Origin of the sequence: Flavobacterium sp. (assembly GCF_044368625.1) — a bacterium.
Lineage (GTDB): Bacteria > Bacteroidota > Bacteroidia > Flavobacteriales > Flavobacteriaceae > Flavobacterium.
In genome coordinates this window covers 1-13,990 of the sequence record NZ_JBIPPD010000070.1, presented here as the reverse complement: position 1 = coordinate 13,990, position 13,990 = coordinate 1, and the positions used below count along the sequence as shown (strand labels likewise).

General features: G+C 34.9%; 13 protein-coding genes. 5 read left to right on the top strand and 8 right to left on the bottom strand.

Features of this window, described 5'->3' with window-relative positions:
• Window positions 1-8: 8 nt before the first annotated feature.
• The 5 genes from ACIQ2X_RS07275 to htpG form a co-directional block, all read right to left on the bottom strand.
• Entirely contained in the window at window positions 9-926 is a 918-nt protein-coding gene (locus ACIQ2X_RS07275; protein ID WP_396178267.1) for an EamA family transporter, read from the bottom strand.
• 95 nt (window positions 927-1,021) lie between these two features.
• Complete coding sequence (locus ACIQ2X_RS07270; RefSeq protein WP_396178266.1) at window positions 1,022-1,639, bottom strand: response regulator; 618 nt, start codon at window positions 1,637-1,639, stop codon at window positions 1,022-1,024.
• Window positions 1,636-3,411: an ATP-binding protein gene (locus ACIQ2X_RS07265; RefSeq protein ID WP_396178265.1), complete on the bottom strand. Its 1,776-nt coding sequence runs from the start codon at window positions 3,409-3,411 to the stop codon at window positions 1,636-1,638. The genes ACIQ2X_RS07270 and ACIQ2X_RS07265 overlap by 4 nt, the downstream gene beginning before the upstream one ends.
• Before the next feature lie 9 nt (window positions 3,412-3,420).
• Complete coding sequence (locus ACIQ2X_RS07260) at window positions 3,421-3,900, bottom strand: hypothetical protein (RefSeq protein WP_396178264.1); 480 nt, start codon at window positions 3,898-3,900, stop codon at window positions 3,421-3,423.
• A 100-nt stretch (window positions 3,901-4,000) separates the two neighbouring features.
• Window positions 4,001-5,887, bottom strand: a complete 1,887-nt coding sequence (gene htpG, locus ACIQ2X_RS07255; RefSeq protein WP_396178263.1) for a molecular chaperone HtpG — start codon at window positions 5,885-5,887, stop codon at window positions 4,001-4,003.
• 178 nt (window positions 5,888-6,065) lie between these two features.
• Here htpG and ACIQ2X_RS07250 point away from each other — a divergent pair, with 178 nt between their 5' ends.
• The 5 genes from ACIQ2X_RS07250 to ACIQ2X_RS07230 all read left to right on the top strand — a co-directional run bounded on the left by ACIQ2X_RS07250 (window position 6,066) and on the right by ACIQ2X_RS07230 (window position 10,719).
• A complete protein-coding gene (locus tag ACIQ2X_RS07250; RefSeq protein ID WP_396178262.1) occupies window positions 6,066-6,545 on the top strand; it encodes a hypothetical protein in 480 nt (159 codons plus the stop codon).
• Window positions 6,546-6,558: 13 nt separating this feature from the next.
• Window positions 6,559-7,257, top strand: a complete 699-nt coding sequence (locus ACIQ2X_RS07245) for an OmpA family protein (RefSeq protein WP_396178261.1) — start codon at window positions 6,559-6,561, stop codon at window positions 7,255-7,257.
• Window positions 7,258-7,403: 146 nt separating this feature from the next.
• Window positions 7,404-8,096 carry a TetR family transcriptional regulator C-terminal domain-containing protein gene (locus tag ACIQ2X_RS07240; RefSeq protein WP_396178260.1) on the top strand — a complete coding sequence of 231 codons (693 nt, stop codon included), beginning with the start codon at window positions 7,404-7,406 and terminating at the stop codon, window positions 8,094-8,096.
• A 20-nt stretch (window positions 8,097-8,116) separates the two neighbouring features.
• Window positions 8,117-9,433 carry an ABC1 kinase family protein gene (locus ACIQ2X_RS07235; protein WP_396178259.1) on the top strand — a complete coding sequence of 439 codons (1,317 nt, stop codon included), beginning with the start codon at window positions 8,117-8,119 and terminating at the stop codon, window positions 9,431-9,433.
• 317 nt (window positions 9,434-9,750) lie between these two features.
• Complete coding sequence (locus ACIQ2X_RS07230; RefSeq protein WP_396178258.1) at window positions 9,751-10,719, top strand: ABC transporter ATP-binding protein; 969 nt, start codon at window positions 9,751-9,753, stop codon at window positions 10,717-10,719.
• 81 nt (window positions 10,720-10,800) lie between these two features.
• Here ACIQ2X_RS07230 and ACIQ2X_RS07225 read toward each other — a convergent pair whose 3' ends face one another.
• From ACIQ2X_RS07225 to ACIQ2X_RS07215, 3 genes are all read right to left on the bottom strand, one after another.
• Window positions 10,801-11,733 carry a T9SS type A sorting domain-containing protein gene (locus ACIQ2X_RS07225; protein ID WP_396178257.1) on the bottom strand — a complete coding sequence of 311 codons (933 nt, stop codon included), beginning with the start codon at window positions 11,731-11,733 and terminating at the stop codon, window positions 10,801-10,803.
• A 114-nt stretch (window positions 11,734-11,847) separates the two neighbouring features.
• Window positions 11,848-12,252, bottom strand: coding sequence for a hypothetical protein (locus ACIQ2X_RS07220; RefSeq protein WP_396178256.1), 405 nt, complete (start codon window positions 12,250-12,252; stop codon window positions 11,848-11,850).
• Between the two features lie 14 nt (window positions 12,253-12,266).
• Window positions 12,267-13,934, bottom strand: a complete 1,668-nt coding sequence (locus ACIQ2X_RS07215; protein ID WP_396178255.1) for a hypothetical protein — start codon at window positions 13,932-13,934, stop codon at window positions 12,267-12,269.
• Between the last annotated feature and the right edge of the window lie 56 nt (window positions 13,935-13,990).

The window sequence follows — 13,990 nt, the reverse complement described above, 5'->3', positions numbered from 1 at the left end:
AAGAAAAATTAGTTCACGTTCGTCATTTTCTTGAAATTTAGATTCATAATTACAATCGCTAAAATAATTACAATAATCCCGATCCATTGCACAAAAACCACTTGTTCATGCAGTAAAAAATAAGCCATCAACACTGATACGGGAAGTTCCAGCGATGCGACAATACTGCCTAATCCAATTCCCGTATGCGGAAAACCAGCGTTTAACAGCATAGGAGGAATAATGGTGCCAAATAGGGCCAATACAATGCCCCATTTTGTAAAAATGTCAAGATTAAAAGGGGTGATTTGTGTAACTAATGCAAACGAAAAAACAATTACGGCACCGCCAATAAGCATGAGCAAACTTCGTTGAGCTGCGGAAACGTGTGTAGCAATTTTATTAGCTGTAAACATCGTAGTTGTAAAAGAAGCAGCGGCCAATAGTCCCCAAAATAATCCCGACATCCAGTCGATTGAAGGGTCGTTGTAGTTAATTTTAAACACGTTTATGGCCAATGCCGTGCCGATTAAAACTACTAAAACGGCAATCGATTTTTGCAACGAGGGCGCTTTTTTGTCCAAAAACCATTCGAGCAAAACCCCCATCCAAACGGTTTGCATCAATAGTACAATGCCAATAGAAACTGGTATATATTTCACGGCGATGTAATAAAAAAGACTGGTTAGGCCTGTTGAAGTTCCAGCAATAATCAGTTGAATTATGTTTTTTCGAGAAGGTTTGATTACTACAGTTTTGCTGTTTTTTCGCTGAACTAAATTGATAATCAGTAATCCGATTAAGCCATAAATAAATTGCGAAGTAGTGACTTCGGCAGTGGTATAACCTTCATTGTAAGCAATTTTCACAAAAGTGGCAAGCATTCCGTAACTCGTTGCACCAAGTCCAACCAGAAAAACACCTTTGAGTATGTTGTTTTTTGTCATTTTTTAAAAGTTAAAAAGGGCGACAAATGTAATATTTATAATTTCGTAAATGTGTTTTTTTTGTAAACAAACTGCAATTTTATGCAGAAAATACGTTAGTTGAAATCGTATTTTCGTTCAACGGCAAATCGCATTAAATCAGTTTTTCCGTGGATATTCAGTTTTTTTAAGATGTTTTTTCGATGCGTGTCTACAGTACTTTTTTCAATAAACAGGATTTCACTAATTTCAGATGAGGTTTTGCCTTCGCCAATAAGTCTTACAATCTCAATTTCGCGTTTACTTAACAGGATTTCTTCGTGACTGCTGGTGTTTCGGTCACTAATGATATTGGTGTCGAAAAATAATTTTTTTTGCGCCACCGTTCGGATTGCTTCTACAACTTTAAACAGTGAGGAGTTTTTCATGATGTAACCGGAAGCTCCAGCAAGTTTCATTTGTTCCATCGCTTGTGCTTGATCAAACATACTGAAACCGACAACTTGAATGTGGGGAAATTCGGATTTTATAATTTTGGTTGCAGAAATCCCATCGCATTTTGGCATCCGAATATCCGTGATTACCACATCAGGTTGCTTTAACCGAACAAGTTCTACTAAAGCTTCTCCATCGTTGGCTTCTCCAATAACTTGAATGTCGGCTTCAAATTCTAAGACCAATTTGATCCCATCAATCAATGCTTGATGATCTTCGGCAATAATTATTCGTATCATATGGCTAACTCGATTATGATGGTTGTTCCTTTTGAAATAACAGAATCTACTGTAAAACTTCCACCCATTTGTTCTACTTTTTTCTCAATGGATTTGAGTCCAATACCATCCTTATTTCCTACTGTTTTATAGTCAAAACCTACTCCGTTGTCTTCAATAATAATGTTCATTAATTCTTGATTGTGCTGTGTTAAGTAAATATTTACTTCATCAGCTTTCGAATGTTTGATGATGTTGGTACACAATTCTTGTATAATTCTAAATAAAGTAACCTCTGTAGTATTGGACAAACGTTGCGTTAATCCAAATGGAATTACATTGATTTTCAATCGATTGATTACGGTCATTTTTTCAGCCATTTTTTTTACGGCTGGCAACAATCCATCGTTACCCACTACACCCATATTCTTGAGGTGAGAAATATTACGTACTTTTTGGTAAGTTTCTTCGAGCAAAGCATCTGTTTTGTCAAACAATGTTTGATCCTCTACCTTCTGAGACCGACTTAAATTTTGAAAATTTAATTTTAAAGTCGCAAGCAAGCTTCCTAAATTATCGTGCAATTCATTGGCTATTTGTTGCCGTTCCACTTCCTGACTTTTCAAGATCAAATCGATGTCTTGAAGTTCGCGATCTTTCAGTGTTTTTTCTAATTGTTGTTTTTGAATGAGTTGGGATTGTTCGGCAATTTTTTTCTTTTTACTGATATTTTTATAAATTAAAACGGACATTAAAAGTGCCACCGCTAATAATCCCAAAGTAGTATATGTTATAATTTGGCTGCGTTGAATTTTTGCTTTCAAGTTCAAATTTTCAATTTCCTTTTCTTTGGTTTCGTATTTTATATTAAACTCCGAAATATTAATTTCTTGCTGTGCAAAATTTAATTCTTGTTGTTCTTCATTGTACTTTTCTAAATTTTCAAAAGCTTTTTTAAAATCACCTAATTCTTTGTAATTCATTGCTTTAAATTCATAGATAAAGCTTTTAGTGTTCTTACTGTTAACCGTCAGCGGAATAGCGAGTGCCTCGTCTAATAATTTTAAAGCTTGGTTGTAATCAGCTTTGTAATAGTAACAACTGGCTTTATTTACCAAACTGATGCAAATTTTGGAATTGTCATTAAGTTTACGTCCATAAACCAGTGATTTGTGAATGTAATAAATTGCAGAATCAGGTTTTTGAAGCATCTCATTATACAATACTGCTAGATTCGAATACAAATTTTGCAATTGTTTGTCACTTTTTGATTTCTCACTGTAGTAAATTGATTTTTTAAATAAACTTAAACTTTCCTTTGGCGCTTCTTCCATAATTAATGTAGCCCAACCGGAATAAGCTTTGGCAATCTTTAAATTGTCTTTTTTTTCACGCGCATAATTGAGGTATTCGCTAGCATAGGTTTCTGCTTTTTTTCGGTTGTTTTTTTTAGTACTTAAAGCGTATGCGATATCTAGATTAATTTCCATTGCCTGATCCAAACTATCAATTTCAAGATAGGCTCTTTTGGCTTGTAAATAGCTCTCAAAGGCTTTGTCTTTTTTATTGTCGGCACTGTAACATTGTGCTTTATAAGTATGAAGTAAAGCTAGTACATGCTTATTGGCAGACAATGTATCTACGGCATTAATTTCTTTTAAAGCAGCAAAATGTTGTCCATTTTCTAATAAATGATCTAGTTTTTTTGTATCAACTTTTTGAGCATTTGCTATTCCTGTCAAAAGAAAAACAGATATCCAGTACAAATAATAACTTTTGAGAGTGCATTTCATTTTTCTCTTTTATCGTTTTATGACCAAACTCAAACCTACTTTTCTAGGTTGTACAGTTGTTGATTTTGCTGCTAATTTAAGTAAAACATCTTGATTTTGATTGCCCTGTTGTTTAATTAACGGGTATAGTTCTTCAATATGGTTAAAAAAATAGGTGCGATCTCTTTGTGAAAAAATTTCATCGTGAAAAAATATAAATAACGCTTCTTCTAAGGTTTCATCAAAATCAACAGCTCCTGGATGGCGTAGCGAGTTGTTTACATCGAAACCCATTCGGTAATCAAAACTATTATGCTGTAGTGGAACTGTTTGCCCGTTGGTAAAATGACAAAAAATTACATTAATACTGCCTGAGGAGGTAATTTTAGATAAGTTGTGCAGTTCTGTTCGATATGAATTGTTAGTTGGAGGTGCAGGAATACAAATATTTATGGTAGCTATTCCATTACGGTCATAAGTTCCATTTGCGGTATACGTTAAATCGGTCATATAAGTAAGGTTTTGAATGTTAATTGCCAAAAATCGGAATAAAAGGCATAAAAAAAATCCCTACAAATAGGGATTTTTAAAGGTATTTATAAATTCTTAATTATTTGACTAATTCAAAACTTCTTTTGACAAATGCGGTTAAATCTTCTCCTTTTAGTAAATTTTGAGATAGTTTTGCTAAATCCAACGCTTGTTTTACTAAATGTTCTTGATGGGTCTTGTCGCTTGCGTTTAAAATAGTATTCGCCAAGTCGGAGTTGGTATTGACTACCAAGTTGTACATTTCGGGCATATTTCCCATACCAAACATACCGCCACCACCTGACTGACTCATTTCTTTCATACGACGCATAAACTCCGGTTGCGTGATGATAAAGGGTGCCGATTGGCTGTCCATCGCTTGCAATTGTACATTGTAAGTGGGTTGAGGAACCAAAGTTTCCAATACGGTTTTTAAACTTTCTTGTTCGGTTTCAGATAGTTTTGAAATTGTATTTTCGTCTTTTTTAATCAAATTGTCGATGTGATCAGCGTCAACACGTACAAAAGTCAGTTTTTCGTTATCCGCTTCTAATTTTTGAATCAAGTGCGAAATAATCGGTGAGTCCAAAAGCAATACTTCATACCCTTTTTCATTTGCCGTTTCTATATACGAATGTTGGGCTTCTTTGTTACTTGCATACAAGATCACCAATTTACCGTCTTTATCCGTTTGTGATTCTTTCACTTTTTCTTTTAATTCTTCTAAAGTAAAAAAGGTACCGTTAATAGTTGGATACAAGGCAAAGGCACCTGCTTTTTCATAAAATTTTGGCTCAGAAAGCATTCCATATTCCAAAACGATCTTAATATCGTTCCATTTTTTCTCGAAATCTTCACGATTTTCTGTGAACAACGATTTCAATTTATCTGCAACTTTTCGAGTGATGTAATTGGATATTTTTTTCACAGCACCATCCGCTTGCAAATACGAACGCGAAACATTCAATGGAATATCCGGAGAGTCAATTACCCCTTTGAGCATCGTCAAAAATTCAGGGACAATTCCTTCTACATTATCAGTCACGTATACTTGATTTTGATACAACTGAATTTTGTCTTTTTGAATTTGCAAATCCGCAGCCATCTTTGGAAAATACAAAATCCCCGTTAAGTTAAATGGGTAATCTACATTCAAATGGATGTGAAACAACGGATCTTCAAATTGCATCGGATACAATTCTCGGTAAAATTCTTTATAATCCTCGTCTTTTAATTCAGTCGGTGCTTTAGTCCAAGCCGGATTTGGATTATTGATAATGTGGTCTACTTCAACTTCCTCGGCAACAAAATCTTCAGCCGCATCTGCAGGCTTTGGCAAAGTTTCTGTTTTAGTTCCAAATTTAATCGGAACCGGCATAAATTTATTGTATTTATTGAGCAGTGTGGAAATTCGGTTTTCTTCTAAAAATTCTAAAGAATCTTCTGCAATGTGCAAAATAATCTCTGTTCCACGCGTCGTTTTGTCTGAAAATTCTAAAGTAAAATCGGGACTTCCGTCGCAAATCCAGTGTGCTGCTGTTTCTTCTTTGTATGATTTGGTAATGATTTCCACTTTTTCAGCCACCATAAAAGCGGAGTAAAATCCGAGTCCGAAGTGTCCAATAATTCCAGAATCTTTAGCCGAATCTTTGTATTTTTCTAAAAACTCTTCCGCACCAGAAAATGCAATTTGGTTGATGTATTTCTCCACTTCATCGGCAGTCATACCTAAACCTTGGTCAATAATGTGAAGTTTTTTTCCTTCTTTATCAATTTTTACCTCAATAATTGGATTGCCATATTCTACTTTGGCCTCACCAATACTGATCAAATGCTTTAATTTCAAAGTGGCGTCAGTACCATTCGAAATCAATTCACGTAGAAAAATTTCGTGATCGCTGTATAAAAATTTTTTTATTAAGGGAAAGATGTTTTCTACTGAAACATTAATTTTTCCTGTTGCCATAATTTTGTTTATTTAAATTTAAAAGATGATTAAACTTATAAACTACTTTTCAAATAAAGTACCAAAAGAAAAAAAGTGACAAATTGTCCTAGGTGTTAAGAAAATCAAAATATATTTTGTGTTTTAACATTTAAAAATGAAATCACGTATCTTTGTCGTAAAATTAAATGTTGAAACTATGAGAAAATTATTTCTATTAAGCGTGCTTACCGTTTTTTTTGCGGCATGCAAATCCAAGTCGGTGACCAATACGGCAGTCGACAATAAAACAGAGCGTATGATGAAAGGGGATTGGGTAATCAGTTCGGTTACTTATCCAGGATCAGAATACATTAAGGTACAGTCCTTTAACCTTGCTGATTCCAAATGTTTCGAAGGAAGTAATTGGAAGCTTATTTCAAATAACAATAAAGGCGAAATGGCTTTGACTAAATCCGATTGCATGTCTTTTAGTTCACCCATTTCTTGGTTTGTAAATAAAGACGGACAATTTGTGTTGAAAGTTTTAAACGCCGGTGAAAAGGCAAAAAAAGTAAGAGACGGTTACATTTTAGGTGTTGCCAATCAAACAGAAACTTCTTTCCAACTGGTGGATAAAATCAATGTAGGTGGAAAAATGACAGATGTGGTGTACCAATTTGAAAAGTTAAACAATTAAAAATTTAAAGATTATGAAAAATAAAATATCAGTTGTTGCACTTGCAGTTTTAATGTTAATTGGAACAACCTTTACAAGCTGTGATGCAGTTAAAAATTCAAATAATACACAAAAAGGTGCAGGAATTGGAGCTGTTGCCGGTGCCGTTCTTGGAGGCGTTTTAGGAAATAATTTAGGAAAAGGTGGCAATGGCGCTCTTGGTGCTGTGCTTGGTGGAGTAGTAGGTGGAGTAGCCGGTGGCGTTATTGGTAACAAAATGGATAAGCAAGCCCGTGAAATTGATAGTGCAATTCCTGGGGCCGATGTAGAGCGAGTTGGTGAAGGAATCAAATTGACCTTGAATGAAAATGCAGTGCGTTTTGATACCAATAAATCGAGTTTGACTGCAACTGCAAAAACAAATTTAGATAAATTAGTAGCTGTTTTCAATCAGTATCCAGATACAGATATTGTAATTTACGGATATACCGACAGTACAGGTCCAGCCGATTTTAATTTGAAATTGTCTCAAGAAAGAGCTGCTTCGGTTAGAACGTATTTAACTGGAAAAGGAATTAATGGAGGTCGTTTTACCGTTCAAGGTATGGGAATTGCAGATCCAATTGCTTCCAATGAAACTCCAGACGGGCGAAGTAAAAACCGTCGTGTGGAATTTGCTATTACTGCAAATCAAAAAATGATTCAAGACGCTGAGAATGAAGCGAAAAAATAATTTTGTTCGCCCAATAATTGAACCGTTTCGAAAGAAACGGTTTTTTTATGCTTCATATTTTTTGAAAGACTTTTAACATATGTTTTTAATTTTCAGAAATATTTGAAAGTAAATTTACAGTACCAATTAATTTAATCTTTTATCGAATGGCAACTGCAAAGAAAACTACCAAAGTTACCCCACCTGAACCGATTATTGAACCCAAAATGATTGATGACAATCACATCATCAGCCTTTATATGGATCAAATTTTGCTCGAAGAACACGAACCCAAAACAGTTTATGCGTTTTGTAAGAAAAACAATATTGAAGAAAGTGATTTTTACACTTTCTTCGGTTCCTTTGAAGGTTTGAAGCAAGAAATTTGGAATAAGTTTTTAGAAAACGCCATTTCAACGTTGCACAACGATGCCTCATTTGCTAATTTTTCTCCAAAAAATAAATTATTGACGCTGTATTTTACGCTATTCGAAATTTTGACGCTAAATCGCAGTTATGTGATGTACGTTTTAAAAGATAACAAAGAAGGAATGCGAAATTTAATGCAGTTGAAGCAAATTCGCACAACGTTCAAAGAATTTGTAAAAAACAATATTGCAGTAGAAGAAAGCAGAATTAAAACCTTGTCTAAAATAACAAAACCAGTTTACAGTGAAGGCGCTTGGATTCAGTTTTTACTGATTTTGAAATTTTGGATGGAAGATAATTCTAAGGGATTTGAAAGAACCGACATCGTCATCGAAAAATCGGTAAACACCGTTGTGGATTTGTTGGATTCACAGCCCTTGGAAAACATCATCGACCTGGGAAAATTTCTCTGGAGCGAACGTAAAATGTAATTTTTTGCCAAAAAAAAACTATGAAAACATTAGATAAAATACCCACCACTAAAATTGAACGAGCAGGTCAGTTGGTAAAAACCGGTTTCAAAATCGGCGGAAATTATATTTCGTATTACGGCGAAAAAATCGTGAACCCATCTTTAAACCGCGATAAACTCAACGAAAATAATGCCGAGGATATTTACGATGGACTTAAAAATTTGAAGGGCAGCGCTTTGAAAGTCGCTCAAATGTTAAGTATGGACAAGAATATCATGCCCAAAGCCTATGTGGAGAAATTTTCGTTGGCACAATTTTCAGTGCCACCACTATCGGCACCCTTGGTTCGAAAAACATTCAAACGCTATTTGGGCTACGAACCAGAAGTGCTTTTTGACACTTTTACTGCCGAATCGGTAAATGCCGCAAGTATCGGACAAGTGCATCGAGCAACAAAAGAAGGTAAACAATTGGCGGTTAAAATACAATATCCAGGTGTGGCGGAAAGCATTAGCTCGGATTTGTCAATTGTAAAACCTTTTGCCATCAAAATGTTCAATTTACAAGGCAAAGATTCTGAAAAATATTTTAAGGAAGTTGAAAATAAGTTACTAGAAGAAACCGATTATGCGCTCGAATTGCGTCAAGGGATGAGCATTGCTCAAGCTTGTAGCAAGATTCCAAACCTCAAATTCCCGGTTTATTATCCCGAATGGTCTTCCGAAAAAATCCTTACGATGGATTGGATGGAAGGCCAACATTTATCGGAATTTGCACCTAAAAACACGGATCCAGCGTTAGGAAATCAATTGGGGCAAGCCTTATGGGATTTTTACATGTTTCAAATCCACGGACTCAAACAAGTCCATGCCGATCCGCATCCAGGAAATTTCCTGATTGACAATAGCGGAAACTTAATCGCCATCGATTTTGGCTGCATCAAGCACATTCCAGAGGATTTTTACATTCCTTATTTTGAATTGGCCGTTCCGGCTGTGATCGATAATCCAGAGTTGTTTCGTACTAAATTATACGAGCTGGAAATTCTCCGAACGGACGACACTCCCGAAGAAGTAAAGTATTTTACCGGATTATTCCACCAATTGTTGAGTTTGTTTACGCAACCATTTCACGGCGATTCCTTCGACTTTTCTGATGAGGAATTCTTCAGTCAAATTGCCAGTATGGGAGAAGAATTTTCGAAAGACACACAACTGCGAAAAATGAACGGTAATCGAGGGTCCAAACACTTTTTGTACATCAACCGAACATTTTTTGGGCTTTACAATTTGCTGCACGACTTAAAAGCAAAAGTACATACTACAACGTATCAAAAATACATTTTAGGTTCATAGTTTTTTTTATTGGTTAATTGGTTGAGGGCGGAATTCTGCAAAGGATTTCGTCCTTGTTTTTTTGGGCGTGCCCCCTTTCGTTCGGGTTGACATCGCCTTTCAGGACGATGCCCAACCCGAACGAAAGGCGTCAGGCTGTCCATTCCCGCTTCCCGATGAAAAAATCGGGAGAGCTTCATTTCCATCCTTCACGCGGAGAAAGTGCATCACCACCTCCGCCACGAAATCCGATTCCCTTAAACAAAAAAAACCGCTTTTTTAACAATGCTGACCTGCCTTAAATGTAGTATTTTTGCACTTCAAAAAAAAAGTTTACAATGCTCCAAGTTCAAAATATTTCCTTTGCATACGATTCCAAAACCGTCATTTCCGACCTTAGTTTTACTATTCAAAAAGGATCGAATGTTGCCATCATTGGAGAAAGTGGTTGCGGGAAAAGCACGCTACTTAAATTAATATACGGACTTTATAATTTAGACTCAGGAACAATTTTTTTGGATTCCATTCCAGTGTTGGGTCCTAAATATAATTTGGTTCCCGGAGTTGAAAGTATGAAATATTTGGCACAAGATTTTGATTTGATGCCATACACCACGGTTGCCGAAAATGTTGGAAAATTTCTCTCCAATATTTATCCCGAACAAAAAAAGCAACGGGTTCAGGAACTACTTGAAATGGTAGAAATGACCGAATTTGCCGATACAAAAGCCAAATATTTGAGTGGTGGTCAACAACAGCGAGTAGCTTTGGCGAGTGTTTTAGCGGTAGAGCCTGAAGTTTTGTTGCTCGACGAACCTTTTAGTAACATCGACAGTTTTAGAAAAGGTGCTTTGCGTAGAAATTTATTTTCGTATTTAAAAAATAAAGGAATTACCTGCATTATTGCCACGCACGACAGTATTGATGCGCTTTCCTTTTCAGACGAAACGATTGTGATGAAAGAAGGTAAAATTTTAGCGCATAATGCTTCGCCTAAGATTTATTTGAAACCAGAAAGTAAATATACCGCATCGCTTTTTGGCGAAGTCAACGAAATTCCGTTGCGGTTGATTACCTCAGATATTTTTGCCTCTGAAACTATTTTGGTCTATTCGCATGAATTATTTTTGACTGATAAAAGCAATCTAGAAGTTACCGTAAAACAGTCGTATTATAAAGGGAATACATTTTTAATAAAAGGCGTTTACGATAAGAAAGTGTTGTTTTTTGAAAATCCTTTTCCTCTTGACGAAGGTCAAAACGTGTTTTTAAAAGTGGAGGAAGAAGTGGTGGAGTTTAGGAGGTAAAGGTTGTTTTCTGATATTAATTCCTTGTGTTGATAAACCTTATATCTACTTTTTCATCCTAAAAGAAATCAATCAACAATATTACATTTTAATAATTTTTTTGATTACAGTCGTATCGTCAATATTAATTTTCATAAAATAGATTCCCGAAGCGAAAGATGCAGTATTTATAGGAATTGAGCAAGAATGTAAATTATTGTTTTGAATGAGTTTTCCTTGCAAATCATAAATCTCATAACCGAAAGTTTGATCTATACCTTGAACTGAAATCACATCTTTAAATGGATTTGGATAAAGCGAAACTTGTGATTTACTAACTTCTGTTGTACTTAAATTTGTGGGTGTAAATCGAAAAATTCTATTTGCACTTGGTGTTCCGTTTAAAAAAGAAAAGTTGTTCGTAGTGGATAGTGTTGGGCTATTTGCAGCACCAGTTAATAAGTAAGAATCTGTAAATTCATTCTCCTCGTCAACGCCTGTAAAACCCACAACTGGCCCAGTTTGTTCATCATAAAAAAGGTTTGGGTTTGTTATAGAACTTGGCCCGTAGCGGTATTCAATGATATTTGAGCTCTCGTAGAGCCATACTTGAAAATTAACAAACATAGTTTTGCTAAAGTCACTGTATGCACCACAATTTTTGAATTCTATTTTTGCAATTCTACTACCTACGGTACCGTCAATTTTATAGCTTATTGGCGAAAGCGATGTAGAACCATTACTACCGCGGTCTTCTAAATCAGCAAAAAAAATAAAAAATCCTTGAGCAGATGTATTATTTGCCAAAAGCATTGTTCCGTCATAGATGGTAAAAAGATTACCATTTGTGCCGTTTACGTTAATATTAAATGGTAGTTGTAACGAATATTCAGGATCGTCCCAAATTTCGCCGTTGCTTATTGAAGATGTCCCTGTTAAATTAGAATAACTTCCCGTTAAATTACTAAAAGTATAGTTTTGAGCGTTTAGCGTAAAACACATTAATAATAAAAGTACAATTGTAACTGTTTTCATGTTTAATTTTTTAAAATCAGTGCGAATTTTTATAGTTTCATTGAAACTGTGTTGCCTCTTTTAAATTAACCATTTTAGTAGTAATCAAAATCAACACAGTCAAAATAATATATCCTACAAATCAAATGCATTTTGATAATCTTCTTCGGTAATATCGTAATAATAATTGCTACCTTCTTTAATAAAGTCATTCGCATCTAGAGACAATGGTCCACCTTTATCTGGAAAACAAATCGTGTTATCTGACAATGAACATATATAACCTTTATTTAAGGGGAACTTCATAACAATAGAATCAAAAACAGTAAAACCTAGAAAAGTTGCACTTGTGTTATAGTCTCTTCCAAATGCGTTGGGGCTTATATTTTCGGAAGCAGCCAAAACATTTTGATTGTAACATAGTATTTGAACAGACTGACTTGCGCTGTTTTTAAAACGAATATTTCTAATAACAGTATCACCAGTATCTGTACAACCTGAACACATTATTATAACTAGAAAAAACATTAGTAATCTCATAATTTAAACATTTATTAGTTATTCTTCACGGTTATTGCGTAGTCAAACACATCATCAATATTACCTTCTGTAGGATTTACGTTGTTATTAACTAGTTTATCTCTCCATTCAGTTAACGTTCTCGAATTTTTAAGTGCTGATTGCATCTGACGTATTGTATAACCTGAAACACGATCAGTAGGAAGTAAACCACCCGTTCCTGGTAGTAAGTTTTGGTTCAAATTGTCATTCAAATCAATAACCAATGGAGTATATACAGTCATTGCAGCCACTGCCACTCTTTGTTTACTACCATTCCACAAATTTGTACCAAAACCTCCGTCACCATTTGATGCTGTGTAACCAGGGAATAGAAATAAGTATCTTTGATTAGTTACAATAGTTTCTACACCTTCTGCCCAACTTTCTCTCATTAAACGGCGTTCTTTGGAATCGCCAGTATGAATAAAAGCAAATATTCCAGCATCCATCCGTCGATGGCTTTCGTGTGTTAACTCATGTACTGTTGAGGCATATATTCCGTCGCTATTTCTGTAACTTCCATCATCATTTAATCTAGCAACTCGTATTGTTGAGTTAAACGGAATCCAATATGGACTATTACTTGAGTCAGAACCATGATATTTAGCTGAAATAGTTGTACCCCAAGGAAAATGTAAATTATACAAACTTACCACTCTAAAGTAGTAATCATAAGAAGCATTATAAACTAGAGCATAAAAATGACTTCTACCGCCAGTGTTAAAATCATGATTCCAAGCTCGTCTATGATGCGAATCCGACTTATGATTAGCTGTGTCAAAAAAGTTTCCTTCTCTAACAACACAAAAACTGTGTTTAAATTTTAAATTGTATGTGATATGATTTGTCCAAGTAGTCCCGCCAGAAAAATTTCCGTTTTCATTGGTAAAACCATGTTCTACTTGAAGAAAACCCCATTTGAGCATGTTAACGCGAGCGCCTCTAATAGGTACATAAACGCGAGTGTTGTAATTTAAAGTTGTTAATCGGTCTTCTTCGACACGAACTCTTCCTGAAGGACGCCACTTTTTTGGAAGTTTTATACTAATTTTATCTTCTGCATTGAAATCGTAATATTCATCTTCACGCTCATCTTCATACAAGTAATTTTGCAACCGCCGTGATTCAAAAGTCAGATTTAATAAAAATTCAATTTCTGTTTTATTGCTGTCGTCTAAAGCATCTTCATTGGTAAAATGAAGATTTTCTAGAACTGTTACTGGAACATTTGCGGGAATTTGATGGTCTGCTTTTACAATAGCATAGAATGCAGGAATTTCAGTATCACTATAATCTCTGGTTGGTTCAATATGTTCAGCTTCAAAAGGTTGTATCGATACATCAATTAAAGTGTCATTCATCAACAATTTGTACTGTGTGGAATCTGTAGGAGTAAATTTATAGTAGTAATGTGTAGTATTTACTTCATAATTAGAGAATTGTGCTACGACATCTGGTTTGTTTTGTTGCATATAATATATCAAAACACTTTGTAAAGCGGTCTGCATATTTGTAACAGTAAAAGGTATAGAACTTGAAGCACGTCCTGCATATTGATTACTCTGTTCTTCAACTTCTAATATTTCTTCAAATTCAGAGTTGCATGAAAACATGAGCATCAACAAAATGCTACCGTAAATTAAAAATTTTTGCTTTGTCATAACTTTATTATTTCCCAAAGATAGCTTAATAATTTACAAATTTCAGTTTTATATTT